14 protein-coding genes and 1 pseudogene are annotated in these 20620 nt (G+C 69.9%); 14 read left to right on the forward strand and 1 reads right to left on the reverse strand.

Annotated elements, in window-relative coordinates; all coding sequences use genetic code 11:
- Positions 1–12: 12 nt before the first annotated feature.
- From IE277_RS36475 to recQ, 14 genes are all read left to right on the forward strand, one after another.
- On the forward strand, positions 13–567 hold the full coding sequence (locus tag IE277_RS36475; protein WP_023547484.1) for a NuoB/complex I 20 kDa subunit family protein: 555 nt from the start codon (positions 13–15) through the stop codon (positions 565–567).
- Positions 564–1334 (forward strand): NADH-quinone oxidoreductase subunit C, encoded by a 771-nt coding sequence (locus IE277_RS36480; protein WP_189958047.1) that lies wholly within the window; start codon positions 564–566, stop codon positions 1332–1334. Before IE277_RS36475 ends, IE277_RS36480 begins: the two co-directional genes overlap by 4 nt.
- A complete protein-coding gene (locus IE277_RS36485) occupies positions 1331–2671 on the forward strand; it encodes an NADH-quinone oxidoreductase subunit D (protein ID WP_189958048.1) in 1341 nt (446 codons plus the stop codon). The genes IE277_RS36480 and IE277_RS36485 overlap by 4 nt, the downstream gene beginning before the upstream one ends.
- The gene (gene nuoE, locus IE277_RS36490) at positions 2668–3450 is read left to right on the forward strand and encodes an NADH-quinone oxidoreductase subunit NuoE (protein ID WP_189958049.1); all 783 of its coding nucleotides are present in this window, start codon (positions 2668–2670) and stop codon (positions 3448–3450) included. Before IE277_RS36485 ends, nuoE begins: the two co-directional genes overlap by 4 nt.
- Complete coding sequence (gene nuoF, locus IE277_RS36495) at positions 3450–4796, forward strand: NADH-quinone oxidoreductase subunit NuoF (protein ID WP_373310967.1); 1347 nt, start codon at positions 3450–3452, stop codon at positions 4794–4796. Before nuoE ends, nuoF begins: the two co-directional genes overlap by 1 nt.
- Positions 4793–7297 (forward strand): NADH-quinone oxidoreductase subunit G, encoded by a 2505-nt coding sequence (locus IE277_RS36500; protein WP_189958051.1) that lies wholly within the window; start codon positions 4793–4795, stop codon positions 7295–7297. Before nuoF ends, IE277_RS36500 begins: the two co-directional genes overlap by 4 nt.
- Entirely contained in the window at positions 7294–8658 is a 1365-nt protein-coding gene (nuoH, locus tag IE277_RS36505) for an NADH-quinone oxidoreductase subunit NuoH (RefSeq protein ID WP_189958052.1), read from the forward strand. The genes IE277_RS36500 and nuoH overlap by 4 nt, the downstream gene beginning before the upstream one ends.
- Positions 8651–9259, forward strand: coding sequence for an NADH-quinone oxidoreductase subunit NuoI (gene nuoI, locus IE277_RS36510; protein WP_189958053.1), 609 nt, complete (start codon positions 8651–8653; stop codon positions 9257–9259). Before nuoH ends, nuoI begins: the two co-directional genes overlap by 8 nt.
- Positions 9256–10098 carry an NADH-quinone oxidoreductase subunit J gene (locus IE277_RS36515; RefSeq protein ID WP_189958054.1) on the forward strand — a complete coding sequence of 281 codons (843 nt, stop codon included), beginning with the start codon at positions 9256–9258 and terminating at the stop codon, positions 10096–10098. Before nuoI ends, IE277_RS36515 begins: the two co-directional genes overlap by 4 nt.
- Positions 10095–10394: an NADH-quinone oxidoreductase subunit NuoK gene (gene nuoK / locus IE277_RS36520; RefSeq protein ID WP_023547474.1), complete on the forward strand. Its 300-nt coding sequence runs from the start codon at positions 10095–10097 to the stop codon at positions 10392–10394. The genes IE277_RS36515 and nuoK overlap by 4 nt, the downstream gene beginning before the upstream one ends.
- Before the next feature lie 15 nt (positions 10395–10409).
- Entirely contained in the window at positions 10410–12305 is a 1896-nt protein-coding gene (gene nuoL / locus IE277_RS36525; RefSeq protein ID WP_189958055.1) for an NADH-quinone oxidoreductase subunit L, read from the forward strand.
- A gap of 5 nt (positions 12306–12310) precedes the next feature.
- Positions 12311–13882 (forward strand): NADH-quinone oxidoreductase subunit M, encoded by a 1572-nt coding sequence (locus IE277_RS36530; protein WP_189958056.1) that lies wholly within the window; start codon positions 12311–12313, stop codon positions 13880–13882.
- Positions 13879–15528, forward strand: a complete 1650-nt coding sequence (nuoN, locus tag IE277_RS36535) for an NADH-quinone oxidoreductase subunit NuoN (RefSeq protein ID WP_189958057.1) — start codon at positions 13879–13881, stop codon at positions 15526–15528. Before IE277_RS36530 ends, nuoN begins: the two co-directional genes overlap by 4 nt.
- 221 nt (positions 15529–15749) lie before the next feature.
- A complete protein-coding gene (gene recQ, locus IE277_RS36540; protein ID WP_189958058.1) occupies positions 15750–17741 on the forward strand; it encodes a DNA helicase RecQ in 1992 nt (663 codons plus the stop codon).
- Positions 17742–17777: 36 nt separating this feature from the next.
- Here recQ and IE277_RS36545 read toward each other — a convergent pair.
- A pseudogene (locus IE277_RS36545) lies at positions 17778–20331 on the reverse strand (FAD-binding protein).
- Between the last annotated feature and the right edge of the window lie 289 nt (positions 20332–20620).

Here is a 20620-nt window from a genome sequence, read left to right on the forward strand (position 1 = left end):
GAGCCTTTGGACATGGGACTCGAAGAAAAGCTGCCGAGCGGCTTCCTGCTGACCACCGTCGAGCAGGCCGCGGGCTGGGTGCGCAAGGCGTCCGTCTTCCCCGCCACCTTCGGCCTCGCCTGCTGCGCCATCGAGATGATGACCACCGGCGCCGGCCGTTACGACCTGGCGCGCTTCGGCATGGAGGTCTTCCGCGGCTCGCCGCGCCAGGCGGACCTGATGATCGTGGCCGGCCGGGTCAGCCAGAAGATGGCTCCGGTGCTGAGGCAGGTCTACGACCAGATGCCCAACCCGAAGTGGGTGATCTCCATGGGCGTCTGCGCCTCCTCGGGCGGCATGTTCAACAACTACGCGATCGTCCAGGGCGTCGACCACATCGTCCCGGTCGACATCTACCTCCCGGGCTGCCCGCCGCGCCCCGAGATGCTGATGGACGCGATCCTCAAGCTCCACCACAAGATCCAGACCTCCAAACTCGGCGTCAACGCCGAGGAAGCCGCCCGCGAGGCCGAGGAGGCGGCGCTCAAGGCACTGCCCACGATCGAGATGAAGGGGCTGCTGCGGTGAGCGACGCGAACGGCAACGGCACGGGCGGAGCGAACGGGTCCGCGAACGGGGTGAACCCCGAGAAGGACCTCTCCGCCTCCAATCTCCCCGGCCAGCGCGGCCAGGGCGGCGAGGAGATCCGCGTCCAGCGCGGCATGTTCGGTGCCGCCAATGGCGGCGACACCTCCGGCTACGGCGGCCTGGTCCGCTCGGTCCGGCTTCCGGGGCCGGCGAGCAGGCCCTACGGCGGCTGGTTCGACGAGGTCGCCGACGAGCTGGAAGGCGCCCTGGAGGAACAGGGACTCCTCCCCGACAACGCCATCGAGAAGACGGTCGTCGACCGCGGCGAGCTGACCTTCCACATCGAGCGCGAGCATCTGCTCCGCGTCGCCCGCACCCTGCGCGACGACCCGGCCCTGCGCTTCGAGCTGTGCACCGGCGTCAGCGGCGTCCACTACCTGCACGACAAGGGCCGTGAGCTGCACGCCGTCTACCACCTGCGCTCGATCACCCACAACCGGCTGATCCGCCTCGAAGTCAGCGCCCCGGACGCCGACCCGCACATCCCGTCCCTGGTCCCGGTCTATCCGACCAACGACTGGCACGAGCGCGAGACCTACGACTTCTTCGGGATCGTCTTCGACGATCACCCGGCCCTGACGCGGATCATGATGCCGGACGACTGGCAGGGCCACCCGCAGCGCAAGGACTACCCCCTCGGCGGCATCCCCGTCGAGTACAAGGGCGCCCAGATCCCGGCTCCGGACCAGCGGAGGTCGTACTCGTGAGCACGCAGTCAGCATCCGCGGCCGACGCCGCCTCGGCGCGCGAGACCACCGAGGGCACCGTATATACGGTCACCGGCGGCGACTGGGACGAGGTCGTCCAGTCCGCGACCCGCGCCGACGACGAACGCATCGTCGTCAACATGGGTCCCCAGCACCCGTCCACCCACGGAGTGCTCCGCCTGATCCTGGAGATCGAGGGCGAGACGGTCACCGAGGCCCGCTGCGGCATCGGCTATCTGCACACCGGCATCGAGAAGAACCTCGAGTTCCGCACGTGGACGCAGGGCACCACCTTCGTCACGCGCATGGACTACCTGACGTCCTTCTTCAACGAGACCGCCTACTGCCTCGCCGTCGAGAAGCTCCTCGGCATCGAGGACGAGATCACCGAACGCGCCAAGATCATCCGGGTGCTCCTGATGGAGCTGAACCGGATGTCCTCCCACCTGGTGTGCATCGCCACCGGCGGCATGGAACTGGGCGCCACCACGATCATGATCTACGGATTCCGTGATCGTGAAATGATTCTCGACCTCTATGAGCTCATCACGGGCCTGAGGATGAACCACGCGTACATCCGCCCCGGCGGACTCGCCCAGGATCTGCCGCCCGGCGCGGTCGACCAGATCCGCGAGTTCGTGAAGAAGATGAAGAAGAACCTCCCGGAGTACGACAAGCTCGCCACCGGGAACCCCATCTTCAAGGCCCGCATGCAGGACATCGGCTACCTCGACCTGGCCGGCTGCATGGCCCTCGGCGCCACCGGCCCGATCCTGCGCTCCACCGGCCTCCCGCACGACCTGCGCAAGGCCCAGCCGTACTGCGACTACGAGACGTACGACTTCGACATCCCGACCGCCGACACCTGCGACGCATACGGCCGGTTCCTCGTCCGCCTGGAGGAGATGCGCCAGTCGCTCAGGATCGTCGAGCAGTGCCTGGACCGGCTCCAGCCCGGCCCGGTGATGGTCGCCGACAAGAAGATCGCCTGGCCCGCCCAGCTCGCCCTGGGACCGGACGGACTCGGCAACTCCCTCGACCACATCAAGAAGATCATGGGCACCTCCATGGAGGCCCTGATCCACCACTTCAAACTCGTCACCGAGGGCTTCCGCGTCCCGCCGGGACAGGCGTACGCGGCCGTCGAGTCCCCGAAGGGCGAACTCGGCGTGCACGCCGTCTCCGACGGCGGCACCCGCCCCTACCGGGTCCACTTCCGCGACCCGTCCTTCACCAACCTGCAGGCCATGGCGGCGATGTGCGAAGGCGGCCAGGTCGCCGACGTCATCGTCGCCGTCGCGTCCATCGACCCCGTGATGGGAGGCGTCGACCGGTGACCACCTCTTCTTCGGAGCGGGGCGTCAGCCTGGGCATGCCCGAACTGCCCGCGCCCGCATACCCGGACGACGTCCGGGCCCGGCTGGAGGCGGACGCGCGCGACGTCATCGCGCGCTACCCGGACTCCCGGTCCGCCCTGCTCCCGCTGCTCCACCTCGTGCAGTCGGAGGAGGGCCATGTCACGCGCACCGGAATGCGGTTCTGTGCGGACATGCTGGACCTGACCACGGCCGAGGTCACCGCCGTCGCCACCTTCTACACCATGTACCGGCGCCGGCCGTCCGGTGACTACCAGGTCGGCGTGTGCACCAACACCCTGTGCGCGGTGATGGGCGGAGACGCGATCTTCGAGACGCTCCAGGAGCACCTCGGCGTCGGCAATGGGGAGACCACCGACGACGGCAAGGTCACCCTGGAGCACATCGAGTGCAACGCGGCCTGCGACTTCGCGCCGGTCGTGATGGTCAACTGGGAGTTCTTCGACAACCAGACGCCGGGCAGCGCCAAGCACCTGGTCGACGATCTGCGCGCGGGGCGGCCCGTACAGCCCACGCGCGGGGCGCGGCTGTGCACATTCAAGGAGACCGCGCGGATGCTGGCCGGCTTCCCCGACGAGCGGCCCGGGGCCGTCGAGGAGGGCGGCAGTGCGGGACCGGCGTCGCTGGTGGGCCTTCGCCTGGCAAGGGGAGAGGCCGCACCCGCGCGCGTGGTCCATCCGCGTGCGCAGGAACCCCAGGACACGCCCTCCGCGGGCCAGGCCGAAGAGGAGGGGGAGTGATGACCGTGACGCCGGAACTCAAGGACACCAGTCCCGAGAAGCTGCTCGCACCCGTGCTGTCGGCCTTCTGGGACGAGGACCGGTCCTGGTCCATGGACGTCTACCGGAGGCACGAGGGGTACGAGGGGCTCCGCAAGGCGCTCGCCATGTCGCCCGACGACGTGATCGCGTACGTCAAGGACTCCGGGCTGCGCGGCCGCGGCGGGGCGGGATTCCCGACCGGAATGAAATGGCAGTTCATTCCGCAGGGAGATGGAAAACCGCACTATCTAGTTGTCAACGCCGACGAATCGGAGCCCGGGACCTGCAAGGACATCCCGCTCCTCTTCGCGAACCCGCATAGCCTCATCGAGGGCATGGTGATCGCGTGCTATGCCATCAGGTCGTCGCATGCCTTCATCTATCTGCGTGGTGAAGTCGTCCCCGTTCTGCGGCGGTTGCACGAGGCCGTGCGCGAGGCCTATGCGGCGGGCTACCTCGGCGAGAACATCCTGGGCAGCGGGCTCAACCTCCACCTCACCGTGCACGCGGGCGCCGGCGCGTACATCTGCGGTGAGGAGACCGCACTGCTCGACTCGCTCGAAGGCCGCCGTGGTCAACCGCGGCTGCGTCCCCCTTTCCCTGCCGTCGAAGGGCTCTATGCCTGCCCGACTGTTGTGAACAACGTCGAGTCGATCGCGTCGGTTCCCGCCATCCTGAAAAACGGGAAAGACTGGTTCAGGTCGATGGGCAGCGAGAAGTCCCCGGGCTTCACGCTCTACTCGCTCAGTGGCCACGTGGCGACCCCCGGCCAGTACGAGGCCCCGCTCGGCATCACGCTGCGCCAGCTCCTCGACATGAGCGGCGGGATGCGCTCCGGCCACCGGCTGAAGTTCTGGACGCCCGGCGGCTCCTCGACGCCGATGTTCACCGATGAGCACCTCGACGTCCCGCTGGATTACGAAGGCGTGGGCGCCGCGGGTTCGATGCTCGGCACGAAGGCCCTGCAGTGCTTCGACGAGACGACCTGCGTGGTGCGGGCGGTGACCCGCTGGACCGAGTTCTACGCCCATGAGTCCTGCGGCAAGTGCACGCCCTGCCGCGAAGGAACGTACTGGCTCGTGCAGTTGCTGCGGGACATCGAGGCCGGCAAGGGCACCATGTCCGACCTCGACAAGCTCGCGGACATCGCCGACAACATCAACGGCAAGTCCTTCTGCGCCCTCGGCGACGGCGCCGCGTCCCCGATCTTCTCCTCGCTGAAGTACTTCCGCGGGGAGTACGAGCAGCACATCACGGGCCGGGGCTGCCCCTTCGACCCGGCCAAGTCGACGGCCTGGGCGGACCGCCCGGAGGTGAACGCATGACCGTGACCACCAGTGCTCCCTCGGGCGGGGGAGAGGCGGCGGTCCCGCCGGAGGACCTCGTCTCGCTGACGATCGACGGCGTGGAGATCAGCGTGCCCAAGGGCACCCTGGTCATCCGGGCCGCCGAGCAGCTCGGCATCGAGGTCCCCCGGTTCTGCGACCACCCCCTGCTCGACCCGGCCGGCGCCTGCCGGCAGTGCATCGTCGAGGTCGAGGGCCAGCGCAAGCCCATGGCGTCCTGCACCATCACCTGCACCGACGGCATGGTGGTGAAGACCCAGCTCACCTCGCCGGTCGCCGAGAAGGCCCAGCACGGCGTGATGGAGCTGCTGCTCATCAACCACCCGCTGGACTGCCCGGTCTGCGACAAGGGCGGCGAGTGCCCGCTGCAGAACCAGGCCATGTCGCACGGCAACGCCGACTCCCGCTTCGACGGCAAGAAGCGCACCTACGAAAAGCCCGTACCGATCTCCGCCCAGGTACTGCTCGACCGCGAGCGGTGCGTGCTGTGCGCCCGCTGCACCCGCTTCTCCAACCAGATCGCGGGCGACCCGATGATCGAGCTGATCGAGCGCGGCGCGCTCCAGCAGGTCGGCACCGGCGAGGGCGACCCGTTCGAGTCGTACTTCTCCGGGAACACCATCCAGATCTGCCCGGTCGGCGCGCTGACCTCGGCGGCCTACCGGTTCCGCTCCCGGCCCTTCGACCTGGTCTCCTCGCCCTCGGTCTGCGAGCACTGCTCCGGCGGCTGCGCCACCCGCACCGACCACCGGCGCGGCAAGGTCATGCGGCGGCTCGCCGCCAACGACCCCGAGGTCAACGAGGAGTGGATCTGCGACAAGGGCCGCTTCGCGTTCCGCTACGCGCAGCTCAAGGACCGCCTCGACACCCCGCTGGTCCGCAACGCCGACGGCGTCCTGGAGCCCGCCTCCTGGCCGGAGGCCCTGGAGGCGGCCGCGCGCGGACTGAACGCGGCACGCTCCCGGGCCGGTGTCCTGATCGGCGGCCGGCTGACCGTCGAGGACGCGTACGCGTACAGCAAGTTCGCGCGCGTGGCGCTCGACACGAACGACATCGACTTCCGCGCGCGCGTGCACAGCGGCGAGGAAGCCGACTTCCTGGCGTCCCAGGTGGCCGGCCGCGGCCGTGACCTCGACGGTACGGGCGTCACGTACACCTCCCTGGAGAAGGCGCCCGCCGTCCTGCTCGCCGGCATCGAGTCGGAGGAGGAGGCACCCGGCGTCTTCCTGCGGCTGCGCAAGGCCTGGCGCAAGCACAAGCAGCAGGTGTTCGGGCTGGCCACGCACGCCAGCCGGGGCCTGCAGAAGACGGGCGGCACCCTGCTGCCGGCCGCGCCGGGCACCGAGACCGAGTGGCTCGACGCCCTCGCGAGCGGCGCCGACCTGGAGGAACTCGGCGCACGCGCAGCCCAGGCGCTGCGCGCCGAGGGCGCTGTCATCGTCGTCGGCGAACGGCTCGCCTCGATCGCCGGCGGCCTCACCGCCGCCGTACGCGCCGCCACCGCGACCGGCGCCCACCTGGTGTGGATCCCACGCCGGGCCGGCGAACGCGGCGCCGTCGAGGTCGGCGCGCTGCCGTCGCTGCTGCCGGGCGGCCGCCCGGCGACCGACCCGCGCGCGCGGGAGGAGGTCGCCGCCGCCTGGGGGCTCGCCGAACTCCCGCTGCGCTACGGCCGCGACACCCACCACATCGTCGAGGCCGCCGCCACCGGCGAACTGTCGGCACTGGTCGTCGCCGGAGTCGAGGTCGCCGACCTGCCGGACCCGGCACGCGCGCGTGAAGCGCTCGACAGCGTCGGCTTCCTGGTGTCGCTGGAACTGCGGCCCAGCGAGGTCACCGAACACGCCGACGTCGTCCTGCCGGTCGCCGCGGTCGCCGAGAAGGCGGGCACCTTCCTCAACTGGGAAGGCAGGGTGCGTTTCTTCGACGCCGCGCTCAAGCCCGACCAGATGACCCGCCGGCTGGCCCCCACCGACGCGCGCGTGCTGGAGATGCTCGCCGACGCCATGGACGTCCACTTGGGCCTGCCGGATCTGCGCACCACGCGCGCGGAGATCGACCGGCTCGGTTCCTGGGAGGGTCCGCGCGCCACCGAACCCCAGGAGTCCCCGGGCGTCCTGCCCCGCCCGGCCGCGGGCGAGGCCGTACTCGCCGGACACCGGCTGCTGCTCGACCAGGGTGTCCTGCAGCAGGGCGACGAGGCGCTCGCCGGCACCCGGCACGCCGCTCACGCGCGCGTGTCCGCCGCGACGGCCGCCGAGGCGGGCGTCAAGGACGGCGACGTCCTCACCGTCAGCGGCCCCGCCGGCACCGTCGAACTCCCGCTCCGGATCACCGAGATGCCCGACCGGGTGGTCTGGCTTCCGCTGAACTCCGTCGGCGCGGGCGTCGCCTCCGACACCGGCGCCCGGCCCGGCTCTCTCGTCCGTATCGGCCCGGCGGCACCCGCCGAAGTGGCCCCCAAGGAGGTGGAGGCATGAGCCCGTACCTCGCAGCTGAAGACCTCTCGATGTTCGGCCGCGACCCCTGGTGGCTGGTCGTCATCAAGGCCGTGTTCTGCTTCGCCTTCCTGATGGTGACCGTGCTGTTCTCCATCGTCTGGGAGCGCAAGGTCGTCGCCTGGATGCAGTTGCGCATCGGCCCCAACCGGCACGGCCCCTGGGGCATGCTCCAGTCGCTCGCCGACGGCGTGAAGCTGATGCTCAAGGAAGACCTGATCGTCAAGCGCGCGGACAAGGCCGTCTACGTCCTCGCGCCGATCGTCGCGGCCATCCCGGCCTTCATGGCGATCGCGGTGATCCCCTTCGGCCCGGCCGACAACGAGATCTCGATCTTCGGCCACCGCACCACGATGCAGCTCACCGACCTGCCGATCGCAATGCTCTACATCCTCGCGGTCGCCTCCGTCGGCATCTACGGCATCGTCCTCGCGGGCTGGAGTTCCGGATCCACCTACCCGCTCCTCGGCGGCTTGCGCTCCTGTGCGCAGATGATCTCCTACGAGATCGCCATGGGCGCGGCGTTCGCCTCCGTGTTCCTGTACTCGGGGTCGATGTCGACGTCCACGATCGTGGCGCAGCAGCACGACCGCTGGTACATCCTGCTGCTGCCGGTCTCCTTCATCCTCTACATCGTCACGATGGTCGGTGAGACCAACCGCGCCCCCTTCGACATGCCGGAGTCCGAGGGCGACCTGGTCGGCGGCTTCAACACCGAGTACTCGTCCATCAAGTTCGCGATGTTCATGCTCGCCGAGTACGTGAACATGGTGACGGTCTCGGCCGTGTCGACCACCCTGTTCCTCGGCGGCTGGCGCGCCCCCTGGCCGATCAGCACCTTCTGGGAGGGTGCGAACCACGGCTGGTGGCCACTGCTCTGGTTCGTGATCAAGGTCCAGTTGCTGCTGTTCTTCTTCATCTGGCTGCGCGGCACGCTCCCGCGGGTCCGCTACGACCAGCTGATGAAGCTCGGCTGGAAGGTCCTCATCCCGGTCTCCGTGACCTGGCTGATGCTGGTGGCGACCGTACGGGCCCTGCGCAACGAGCACTACGACTTCGCCGACATCGCTCTCTACGTGGGCGGCGGAGTCCTGGCCCTGCTGCTGATCTCCTTCATCGCCGACATGTTCCGGGAGAAGGCCAGGACGGCCGAGCAGTCCGCCGCCGAGCAGGCCGGATTCGACCCGATGGCCGGCGGGTTCCCGGTACCGCCGCTGCCGGGACAGGAGCCGCTGCCGGTGCCGAGGCGCCGCCCCCGCCGCGAGCGGGAGCTGATTGTCAGTGGCGGGGCGGACACTGTCAGTGACGGATCTTCGGATGGAAAGGAGGCGTCCGATGGCTGAGGAGCCCAAGGAGACCAAGCCCGGTTTCCAGAACCCCGTCGCCGGCTTCGGCGTGACCTTCAAGGCCATGTTCAAGAAGCGGCTGACCGAGCAGTACCCGGAGCAGAAGAAGACCACGGCTCCGCGGTTCCACGGACGGCACCAGCTCAACCGCCATCCGGACGGCCTGGAGAAGTGCGTCGGCTGCGAGCTGTGCGCCTGGGCCTGCCCCGCCGACGCCATCTACGTGGAGGGCGCCGACAACACCGACGAGGAACGCTACTCGCCGGGCGAGCGGTACGGCCGCGTCTACCAGATCAACTACGCCCGCTGCATCCTGTGCGGACTGTGCATCGAGGCGTGCCCCACGCGCGCGCTGACGATGACCAACGAGTTCGAACTGGCCGACTCCAGCCGCGCCAACCTCATCTACACCAAGGAACAGCTTCTGGCCGGCCTTGAGGACGGCATGGTCGAGACGCCCCACGCGATCTTCCCCGGGGCGGACGAGCAGGACTACTACCGGGGCCTGGTGACCCAGGCCGCACCCGGCACGGTCCGCCAGGTCGCCGTCTCCAAGGGGGAGACCCCCGAGGCCGAGGACCGGGAGGTGGACGCATGAGCCCGCAGCTCGCCGCCTACACCACCTCCACCGGTGAGGCCTTCCAGTTCTGGGTGCTCGGCACCGTCGCGGTGATCGGCGCCCTGTGCACCGTCCTGATGAAGAAGGCCGTGCACAGCGCGCTCTGCCTCGCCGGCACCATGATCATCTTGGCGGTCTTCTACCTCGCGAACGGCGCCTACTTCCTGGGCGTCGTGCAGATCGTCGTCTACACCGGCGCGATCATGATGCTGTTCCTGTTCGTGGTGATGCTCGTCGGCGTCACGGCCGCAGACTCCCTGAAGGAGACCATCAAGGGTCAGCGCTGGCTGGCCCTTCTGTGTGGGGCCGGCTTCGGTGTCCTGCTGTTCGCGGGCATCGGGAACGCCTCCCTCAAGGAGTTCGACGGCATCGGCCAGGCGAACGCGAACGGCAATGTGGAAGGCCTCGCCTCCCTCATCTTCACCAAGTACGTCTTCGCCTTCGAAATCACCGGCGCTCTGCTGATCACGGCCGCCGTCGGCGCCATGGTGCTCACCCACCGCGAGCGCACCGAGCGCGCCAAGACCCAGCGCGAGCTGGCCGAACAGCGCGTCCGCGAAGGCAAGCACCTCCCGCCGCTGCCCGCCCCCGGCGTCTACGCCCGGCACAACGCCGTGGACATCGCGGGCCTGCTCCCCGACGGCACCCCGTCCGAGCTGACCGTCAACAAGACGCTGCGTGAGCGCGGCCAGATCCGTGACGTGTCCGCGGAGGCACTGGGCGACCTGCGGGCGCTGGAGCAGCGAGCGGAGGAACGCCTGGAGCGTACGGAGATCGAACCGGCGACGTTCAAGCGGCCCGAGGAGGCGTCGAAGTGAACCCGGTCAACTACCTCTACCTCGCCGCCCTGTTGTTCACGATCGGTGCGACCGGCGTCCTGATCCGGCGCAACGCCATCGTGGTCTTCATGTGCATCGAGCTGATGCTGAACGCCTGCAATCTCGCGTTCGTCACCTTCTCCCGGATGCACGGCAACCTCGACGGCCAGATCATCGCCTTCTTCACGATGGTCGTCGCCGCCGCGGAGGTCGTGGTGGGCCTCGCGATCATCGTGTCGCTGTTCCGCACCCGCCACTCGGCCTCGGTCGACGACGCCAGCCTGATGAAGCTGTAAGGGGTCGGAAGAATCGTGGAGAACCTGATCGCGCTGCTCATCGCGGCGCCCCTGCTCGGAGCGGCCGTCCTGCTCACCGGCGGTCGGCGCCTGGACCGCGTCGGCCACTGGATCGGCACGCTCCTGTCGGCCGCCTCCTTCGTGTTCGGCCTGATCCTTTTCGTCGACCTGCTCGGCAAGAACGCCGAACACCGCACGCTGATCAAGCACTTGTTCAGCTGGGTGCCGGTGGCCGGCTTCCAGGCGGACGCCACCTTCCGCCTGGACCAGTTGTCGATGACGTTCGTCCTGCTCATCACGGGCGTCGGCTCACTGATCCACCTGTACTCGGTCGGGTACATGGAGCACGACGAGCGGCGCCGCCGCTTCTTCGGCTATCTGAACCTGTTCCTCGCGGCGATGCTGCTGCTCGTCCTCGCTGACAACTACCTGCTGCTGTACGTCGGCTGGGAGGGCGTGGGCCTCGCCTCGTACCTGCTGATCGGCTTCTGGCAGCACAAGCCCAGCGCCGCGACGGCCGCGAAGAAGGCCTTCCTGGTCAACCGGGTCGGCGACATGGGCCTGTCCATCGCGATCATGCTGATGTTCACGACGTTCGGCAGCTTCGCCTTCGGCCCGGTCCTCAGCCACGCGACCCAGGCCTCCGAGGGCAAGCTCACCGCCATCGGCCTCATGCTGCTGCTCGCCGCCTGCGGCAAGTCCGCCCAGGTGCCGCTGCAGTCCTGGCTCGGTGACGCCATGGAGGGCCCGACCCCGGTCTCGGCCCTGATCCACGCGGCGACGATGGTGACCGCGGGCGTGTACCTCATCGTCCGCTCCGGAGCCGTCTTCAATGCCGCCCCGGACGCACAGCTCGCCGTCACCGTCGTCGGCGCGGTCACGCTCCTCTTCGGTGCGATCGTCGGTTGCGCCAAGGACGACATCAAGAAGGCGCTGGCCGGCTCGACGATGTCGCAGATCGGCTACATGGTGCTGGCGGCGGGCCTCGGCCCCATCGGCTACGTCTTCGCGATCATGCACCTGGTGACACACGGCTTCTTCAAGGCCGGGCTGTTCCTCGGCGCCGGCTCCGTGATGCACGGCATGAACGACGAGGTCGACATGCGCAAGTACGGTGGCCTGCGGACGTACATGCCGGTCACGTTCATCACCTTCGGCCTCGGTTACCTCGCCATCATCGGCTTCCCGGGCCTGTCCGGCTTCTTCTCCAAGGACAAGATCATCGAGGCGGCCTTCGCGAAGGGCGGCACCGAGGGCTGGATCCTCGGCGGCGCGGCCCTGCTCGGCGCGGCCATCACCGCCTTCTACATGACGCGCGTGATGCTGATGACGTTCTTCGGCGAGAAGCGCTGGCAGCCGGACGAGAACGGCAACGAGCCGCACCCGCACGAGTCCCCGAGGGTCATGAGGATCCCGATGATCGTGCTGGCCGTCGGATCGGTCTTCGCCGGTGGCCTCTTCAGCATCGGCGACCGCTTCCTGCACTGGCTGGAGCCGGTCACCGGACACAGCGAGGGCCACTCCCCGGTCAGCGCCTGGACGGTCACCGGCGCGACCATGGTGTGCCTGCTCGTCGGCGTGGGCATCGCCTGGGCCCAGTACGGCCGCAAGCCCGTACCCGCCGTCGCCCCGCGCGGCTCGCTGCTCACCCGCGCGGCCCGCCGCGACCTGCTCCAGGACGACTTCAACCACGTGGTCCTGGTGCGCGGCGGCGAACACCTGACGCGCTCCCTGGTCTACGTCGACCACACCCTGGTCGACGGTGTCGTCAACGGCACGGCGGCCGGCTTCGGCGGCCTGTCCGGACGGCTCCGCCGGCTCCAGAACGGCTTCGCCCGCTCCTACGCGGTCTCGATGTTCGGCGGCGCGGCACTCCTGGTCGCCGCGACCCTGCTGATGAGGGCGGTCTGATACCGATGTCCTTTCCTCTGCTGACAGCGACGGCGGCGCTCCCGGCCGTAGGGGCCGTCATCACGGCCGCCGTACCGGCCGCGCGGCGCACCGCGGCCAAGTGGCTGGCGCTGCTCGTCTCGCTCGCCACCCTCGCCCTGGCGGTCACCGTCCTGGTCCGCTTCGACCCGGACGGCGCCCGCTACCAGCTCACCGAATCCCACGCCTGGATCAAGGACTTCGGGGTGCGGTACGAACTGGGCGTCGACGGCATCGCGGTGGCACTGATCGCGCTGACCGCCCTGCTGATCCCGTTCATCATCCTCGCCGGCTGGAACGACGCCGACCCGCTGGAGACCGGCAGTCGGCGCTGGCGGCCCACCCAGGGCTTCTTCGCGCTGATCCTCGCCGTCGAGGCGATGGTGCTCATCTCCTTCGAGGCCACCGACGTCTTCGTCTTCTACATCTTCTTCGAAGCCATGCTCATCCCGATGTACTTCCTCATCGGCGGCTTCGGAGACCGCGCCCACGAACACGGCGAGGCGGCGGCCTCGACGCAACGGTCCTACGCGGCCGTGAAGTTCCTTCTCTACAACCTGGTCGGCGGCCTGATCATGCTGGCCGCGGTGATCGGCCTCTACGTGGTCGCCGGAAACTTCAGCCTCCAGGAGATCGCCCAGGCCCGCGCGAGCGGTTCGCTGCACATGGCGACGAACACCGAACGCTGGCTGTTCCTCGGCTTCTTCTTCGCCTTCGCGGTCAAGGCGCCGCTGTGGCCGCTGCACACCTGGCTGCCCAACGCCATGCAGGAGGCCACCGCCCCGGTCGCCGTCCTGATCACCGCGGTCGTGGACAAGGTGGGCACGTTCGCGATGCTCCGCTTCTGCCTCCAGCTGTTCCCGGAGGCCAGCAAGTGGGCGACGCCCGCCATCCTCGTCCTGTCCCTGATCAGCATCGTCTACGGCGCGCTGCTCGCCGTCGGCCAGCGGGACATCAAGCGCCTGGTGGCGTACGCGTCGATCTCCCACTTCGGCTTCATCATCATGGGCATCTTCGCGATGACCAGCCAGGGCCAGTCCGGGGCCACGCTCTACATGGTCAACCACGGCATCTCCACGGCCGCGCTGATGCTGGTCGCCGGCTTCCTGATCTCCCGGCGCGGCTCCCGGCTCATCGCCGACTACGGAGGCGTGCAGAAGGCCGCCCCGGTCCTCGCCGGCACCTTCCTGATCGGCGGTCTCGCCACTCTCTCCCTGCCCGGACTCGCCCCGTTCGTGAGCGAGTTCCTGGTCCTGGTCGGCACGTTCGCGCGCTATCCGGCGATCGGCGTCATCGCCACCTTCGGCATCGTCCTCGCCGCGCTCTACACCCTCGTCCTGTACCAGCGGACGATGACGGGCCCGGTGAAGCCCGAGGTGTCCGCGATGCCTGACCTCCGCGCGCGTGAACTCGTGGTCGTCGCCCCGCTGATCGTGCTGTTGATCTTCCTCGGCGTCTACCCGAAGCCCGTCACGGACATCGTCAACCCGGCGGTCAAGCAGACCATGTCCGACGTACACAAGACCGACCCCAAGCCCTCGGTGGAGGCGGCCAAGTGAGCACAGCAGCCGTCCACAGCCTGTGGACAACCGCGGCCGACCCGATCACGAAGATCCCGGCGCCGAAGATCGAATACGGACAATTGTCGCCGACGCTGATCGTCCTCGGCGCCGCGCTGGTCGGGGTGCTGATCGAGGCGTTCCTCCCGCGCAAGTCCCGCTACTACGCGCAGGTGTTCGTCTCCGTCGTCGCCCTGTGCGCCGCGTTCGCCGCGGTGGTCGGGCTCGCGTCCGACGGCTACGGCACCACGAAGGCACACATCGCGGCCATGGGCGCCATCGCCGTCGACGGACCGTCCCTGTTCCTGCAGGGAACGATCCTGCTGGCCGGTCTGGTCGGCCTCTTCACCTTCGCCGAGCGACGCCTGGACCCGGCCGCGCACGGCAACCGCGTCGACTCCTTCGCGGCGCAGGCCGCCTCCGTACCGGGCAGCGACAGCGAGAAGGCGGCGGTCAAGGCCGGCTTCACCACCACCGAGGTCTTCCCGCTCCTCCTCTTCGCGATCGCAGGCATGCTGGTGTTCCCCTCGGCCAACGACCTGCTGACACTGTTCGTGGCCCTGGAGGTCTTCTCCCTGCCGCTGTACCTGATGTGCGCGCTGGCCCGTCGCAAGCGGCTGATGTCGCAGGAAGCCGCGGTCAAGTACTTCCTGCTCGGCGCCTTCGCCTCGGCCTTCACACTGTTCGGCATCGCCCTGCTGTACGGCTACGCGGGCTCGGTGTCGTACGCGCGCATCGCCCAGGTCGTCGACGGCACGATCACCAACATCGACCCGGCATTGGCCAACACCATGGGCAACGACGCGCTGCTGCTGCTCGGCAGCGCCCTGATCGTGATGGGCCTGCTGTTCAAGGTGGGCGCGGTGCCGTTCCACATGTGGACGCCCGACGTCTACCAGGGCGCGCCGACGCCCGTGACCGGCTTCATGGCGGCGGCCACGAAAGTGGCCGCGTTCGGCGCGCTGCTGCGTCTGCTGTACGTCGTCCTGCCCGGGATGCGCTGGGACTGGCGGCCGGTGATGTGGGCGGTGGCGATCATCACCATGCTCGGCGGTGCGATCGTCGCGATCACACAGACCGACATCAAGCGTCTGCTGGCCTACTCGTCCATCGCGCACGCCGGATTCATCCTCGCGGGTGTCATCGCCACGTCGAAGGACGGCGTCTCGTCGGTCCTCTTCTACCTGGCCGGCTACTCCTTCGTGACGATCGGCGCCTTCGCGGTGGTCACGCTGGTGCGCGACGCGGGCGGCGAGGCGACGCACCTGTCGAAGTGGGCGGGGCTCGGCCGCCGCTCCCCCCTGGTGGCGGCGGTCTTCGCCGTCTTCCTGCTGGCCTTCGCCGGTATCCCGCTGACCTCCGGCTTCGCGGGGAAGTTCGCCGTGTTCAAGGCGGCGGCGGACGGCGGCGCGGCCCCGCTGGTCGTGGTCGGTGTGATCTCCTCGGCGATCGCCGCGTTCTTCTACATCCGCGTGATCGTGCTGATGTTCTTCAGCGAGCCGAAGCCCGAGGGGCCGACCGTGGCCGTACCGTCCCCGCTGACCATGGCCGCGATCGCCGTGGGCGTGGCCGTGACCCTGGTCCTCGGTGTGGCCCCGCAGTACTTCCTGGACCTGGCGAGCCAGGCGGGAGTGTTCGTGCGCTGACGCACCCGTCGTCCACGCCGCTGCCCGGCACCTCGCTCAGGGGTGCCGGGCAGCGGCGTGATCGGATCGGGGCAGTGTCCGATGGCACATCCGATGGCGCGTCCGATGGCACACGAGAACAGGTCGGGCCTGTGGATAACTCTGAGGCTGTCGGTCCGGACCCCTATCGTGGAGGCAGCGGTCGAGAGACGACACACGGGGGACCGACGGGGGACAGGACGATGGGCGCGACGGGCGGGATCAGCGAGATGCCACAGGTGACCGAGGGGCCGGGCGCGGCCGACAGCGAGGCGCTGGCCACGCTGCACCGGGTCTTCGGATACGAGGCCTTCCGGGGCGAGCAGGCAGAGATCATCGAGCATGTGGTGGCGGGCAAGGACGCCCTCGTCCTCATGCCGACCGGCGGCGGAAAGTCGCTGTGCTATCAGATCCCGGCCCTGGTCAGAGCCGGTACAGGCGTGGTGATCTCCCCGCTGATCGCCCTGATGCAGGACCAGGTGGACGCCCTGCGCGCCCTCGGTGTGCGAGCCGGCTTCATCAATTCCACCCAGGACTTCGACGAGCGGCGCCTGGTCGAGGCCGAATTCCAGGCCGGCGAGCTGGACCTGCTGTACCTGGCACCCGAGCGGCTGCGCCTGGACACCACGCTCGACCTGCTCTCGCGCGGCAAGATCTCCGTCTTCGCGATCGACGAGGCGCACTGCGTCTCCCAGTGGGGCCACGACTTCCGCCCCGACTACCTCGCGCTGTCCCTCCTCGGCGAGCGCTGGCCGGACGTCCCGCGGATCGCCCTGACCGCCACGGCCACCCGCGCCACGCACGAGGAGATCACCCAGCGGCTGAACCTGCCGACGGCCCGCCATTTCGTCGCCAGCTTCGACCGGCCCAACATCCAGTACCGGATCGTGCCCAAGGCCGACCCCAAGAAGCAGCTGCTCGCCTTCCTCAGGGAGGAACACACCGGCGACGCCGGCATCGTGTACTGCCTGTCACGCAACTCGGTGGAGCGTACAGCGGAATTCCTCACCGCCAACGGCATCGAGGCGGTGCCGTACCACGCGGGTCTGGACGCGGGCACCCGCGCGGCGCACCAGTCCCGGTTCCTGCGTGAGGACGGCCTGGTCGTCGTGGCGACCATCGCCTTCGGCATGGGCATCGACAAGCCGGACGTACGCTTCGTCGCCCACCTGGACCTGCCCAAGTCGATCGAGGGCTACTACCAGGAGACCGGCCGCGCCGGCCGCGACGGCCTCCCCGCCACGGGCTGGATGGCGTACGGCCTGAACGACGTCATACAGCAGCGCAAGCTGATCCAGTCCGGCGAGGGCGACGAGGCGTTCCGCCGCCGGTCCGCCGCTCACCTCGACGCCATGCTCGCGCTGTGCGAGACGGCCCGGTGCCGCCGTGGACAGCTGCTCGCCTACTTCGGCCAGGACCCCGATGCGGCGGGCTGCGGCAACTGTGACACGTGCCTCACCCCGCCGGAGACCTGGGACGGCACGGTCGCCGCGCAGAAGGTGCTGTCGACGGTGGTGCGGCTGCAGCGGGAGCGCGGGCAGAAGTTCGGCGCCGTGCAGATCGTCGACATCCTGCTCGGCAAGCGGACCGGCAAGGTCATCCAGTTCGACCACGACCAGCTGTCCGTCTTCGGGATCGGCACGGACCTCACCGAGATCGAGTGGCGGGGCGTCATTCGGCAGCTGCTGGCGCAGGGGCTGCTCGCGGTGGAGGGGGAGTACGGCACCCTGGTGCTCACCGAGACGAGCGGCTCCGTGCTGCGCAGCGATCGGGAGGTGCCGCTGCGCAAGGAGCCGAAGAAGCCGGCCGTGGCCCGGTCGCGGTCGACCAGCGGGTCCGGCGGCGGCAGCAAGGCCAAGGCCGTCGCGGCCGAGCTGCCCGACGAGCTGCTGCCCGCCTTCGAGGCGCTGCGCGCCTGGCGCACCGAGCAGGCCCGCGAGCAGGGCGTCCCGCCGTACATCGTCTTCAACGACGCCACCCTGCGCGGGATCGTCACCCTGAGACCCACCTCGGTGCGCGAGCTGGGCACGGTGAGCGGCGTCGGTGAGAAGAAGCTGGCCACATACGGAGAGGGGGTGCTGGCGGTGCTGGCCTCCCTGGCCGCCCCGGCCGCGGCCGCCCCGGCTGTCGGCGACGCAGCGGACGCCGACTGGCCGGAGCCGGACGAGGAGCCGGAGCCCGACGACTGGATGTAGCGGGGTGAGCGGGCCGTCCAAGGCGACGGGGGATCGTCACAGACCCCGCGTCGCGTAGGCCCTGACGTCCGCGTCCGAGTCGGCCGTCGCCGTGGCGAGGGCCGCGCGGGCCTCCGCCGTGTCCTGGTGCCGGGCCAGGGCCAGTACGGCCGCCTTGCGCACGTCCGCGTTGGGGTCGGCCAGGGCCTTGGCCAGGGCGGGTACGGCGGTCTCGGCGGCCGCGGCCGACAGCGCGGTGGCGGCGCCCGAGCGGACCTGCCAGGACGGATCGGACAGCGCGGTTACGGCACGGGCGGCGAGCGGTGCCGGGCAGCCGGTGCCGGCCAGCGAGGCGAGCGCGGCACCGCGCACCAGCGGATCGGTGTCCCCGCTGAGCCGGTCCAGCGCGGCCGTGACCACCTCGCGATCGGCCTCGGCCGGGGGCGCCGAGCCGACGGAGGCCAGCGCCTTGGCCACGGCGACCCGGACCTCCCGGGAGGGATCGTCCGCGGCACCCGCCAGCGACCGGACCGCGTCGACCGACACGAGCGCCCGCACGGCCTCGGTACGGACGGCGATGTCGGGGTCGCCCAGGGCCGCCGCGAACACCCCGGCCTCGCCGAGCCGCAGCGCACGCAGCACATCGAGGGCCGCGGCACGGACCACGGGGTCGTCCGCGGTGAGGGCGCCGGTGAGGGCGCGGCCCAGGGCCGGTTCGGGCGGCAGGGTCTCGACCAGCTCGCGCAGTGAGGCCGCGGCGCTCGCGCGGACACCGGCGTCGGGATCGGCCAGGGCTCCGGCCAGGGCTCGCCCGGTGCCGGGTGGCACGGTCTCGGTGAGGACCGAGACGGCCGTACGGCGGACGGCGGGGTCGGGGTCGGTCAAGTAGGGCTCGACCAGGCCGAGTTCGGGTTCCGTCTCGGCGAGCGCCAGCAGTTCCAGCAGCCGGGACGAGGCGGTGCCCGGCGCGCCGGTCCGGTCGGCGAGGGCAGTGGCACGCGCGGCCGTCGGTCCTGCGGTGACCGGTGCCACCTCGCGCGGCCCGGCCGTGGCCACGTGCTCGGCACGGACCTCGCCGATCCGCCGGGAGGGACCGCCGACCGGCGTGAACTCCTCGACCGGGACCAGATAAGGAGCCACGGGCCGGGCCGTGAACTCCATCGCACCAGAGGGGGACTTGTGCAGATCGAGATGGTGGAACCAGGAGACGTCGTCGCGGCCGGGGTGGTCGAGACGGTCGTGGTAGAGGCCCCAGCGGGACTCGGTGCGGGCGAGAGAGGCGCGGGCGGCCATCTCGGCGCAGTCCCGGATGAAGGTGACCTCGGCGCAGCGCATGAGCTCGTGCGGGGTGCGGGCGCCCATGGCGGCGATGTCGGCGCGCATCCGCTCGAAGGCCTCCAGGGCGAGGGAGAGCCGCGCACCGGACTTCGGCGGTGCGACATAGTCGTTCACGAAACGGCGCAGCTTGTACTCGACCTGGGCTTGCGGCGGGCCGTCCGGGTGGCGCAGCGGGCGGTAGATCAACTCACGCGCCTCGCGGACCTGGTCCGCGGGAAGTTCGCCCTCGTAAGCCGTGTACTGGGCGGCGTCCGCGCCCGGCGTGGAAGGTACCCCGGGTGGGCCGCTCGGTGGAGTGCAGGATCGACTCCAGCGCGGAGACCGACTCCTCGGGGAGATGACTGAGCTTGAGGTAGACAGGGCCGCGGTCACCGGCGACCTCGGCCATCATCTGCCCCGACCAGTAGTCGGAGTCGACGAATCGCTCGCCGTGCCGGTTGACCTGGTAGCCGCCGAAGGGGTTGGCGACGTAGGCACAGGCCGGCCCGTTGTAGTCCTTGATCAGCGGATTGATCTGGAAACACTCGATGCCGGTCAGCTCGGCGCCCGCGTGGTAGGCCATGGCGTACCCGTCGCCGGCGTTGGTGGGATTCTCGTAGGTGCCGTAGAGGTAGCCGGAGGCGGGCAGGCCGAGCCGGCCGCAGGCGCCCGTCGCGAGGATCACCGCGCCCGCGCGGACGGTGACGAACGCGCCGGTACGGGTGTGAAAGCCGGCGGCACCCACGGCCCGCCCCCCGGCGGTCAGCACCCGGACCGGCATCACCCGGTTCTCGATCCGGATCCGCTCCCGCATCTCGCGCCGCCGCAGCTGCCGGTACAGGACCTTTTTGACGTCCTTGCCCTCTGGCATCGGCAGTACGTACGAGCCGGAGCGGTGGACCTGGCGGACCGCGTACTCACCGTGCTCGTCGTTCTCGAACTTGACCCCGTACGACTCCAGCCGCTGTACCATCGCGAAACCGCGGGTCGCGGTCTGGCGGACGGTGGACTGATCGACGATGCCGTCGTTGGCGCGGGTGATCTCGGCGACGTAGTCGTCGGGTTCGGCGCGGCCGGGGACGACCGCGTTGTTGACGCCGTCCATGCCCATGGCGAGCGCGCCGGAGTGGCGGACATGGGCCTTCTCCAGCAGCAGCACGCTCGCGCCGCGCTCGGCGGCGGTGAGGGCGGCCATGGTGCCGGCGGTGCCGCCGCCGATCACGAGGACGTCGCAGGTCAGCTCCTCGGCGTCGGCGACGGCGGGGATGTCCACGGGGGTGGTGGGGATGGTCACCGGGTTGCCTTTCAGGAGCCGAGCGAGGTGAGGACGTCGCGGCGCAGGGCCACGCGCGCGGGGTCGTCGACGGCCCCACGGTCGCGGGGGCCGGGTACGTCGCGTACGGCGGCCACCCGGCCGGAGCCGAGCAGGGCCACACGGTCGCCGAGGAAGAGGGCCTCGTCCACGTCATGCGTGACGAAGACGACGGTCGCGCCCGTGCCGCGGAGCACCTCCACCAGCAGGTCCTGCATGCCGGAGCGGGTCTGGGCGTCGAGGGCGCCGAAGGGTTCGTCCATGAGGACGG

Origin of the sequence: Streptomyces alanosinicus (assembly GCF_014650595.1) — a bacterium.
GTDB classification, from domain to species: Bacteria; Actinomycetota; Actinomycetes; order Streptomycetales; family Streptomycetaceae; genus Streptomyces; species Streptomyces alanosinicus.

Excerpts from the sequence above, each read along its gene's own strand:
- IE277_RS36530 (WP_189958056.1), top strand. The coding sequence starts at position 12,311 with ATGTCCTTTCCTCTGCTGACAGCGACGGCGGCGCTCCCGGCCGTAGGG.
- IE277_RS36475 (WP_023547484.1), top strand. The coding sequence starts at position 13 with ATGGGACTCGAAGAAAAGCTGCCGAGCGGCTTCCTGCTGACCACCGTC.
- IE277_RS36500 (WP_189958051.1), top strand. The coding sequence starts at position 4,793 with ATGACCGTGACCACCAGTGCTCCCTCGGGCGGGGGAGAGGCGGCGGTC.
- recQ (WP_189958058.1), top strand. The coding sequence starts at position 15,750 with ATGGGCGCGACGGGCGGGATCAGCGAGATGCCACAGGTGACCGAGGGG.
- nuoF (WP_373310967.1), top strand. The coding sequence starts at position 3,450 with ATGACCGTGACGCCGGAACTCAAGGACACCAGTCCCGAGAAGCTGCTC.
- nuoI (WP_189958053.1), top strand. The coding sequence starts at position 8,651 with ATGGCTGAGGAGCCCAAGGAGACCAAGCCCGGTTTCCAGAACCCCGTC.
- IE277_RS36515 (WP_189958054.1), top strand. The coding sequence starts at position 9,256 with ATGAGCCCGCAGCTCGCCGCCTACACCACCTCCACCGGTGAGGCCTTC.
- nuoH (WP_189958052.1), top strand. The coding sequence starts at position 7,294 with ATGAGCCCGTACCTCGCAGCTGAAGACCTCTCGATGTTCGGCCGCGAC.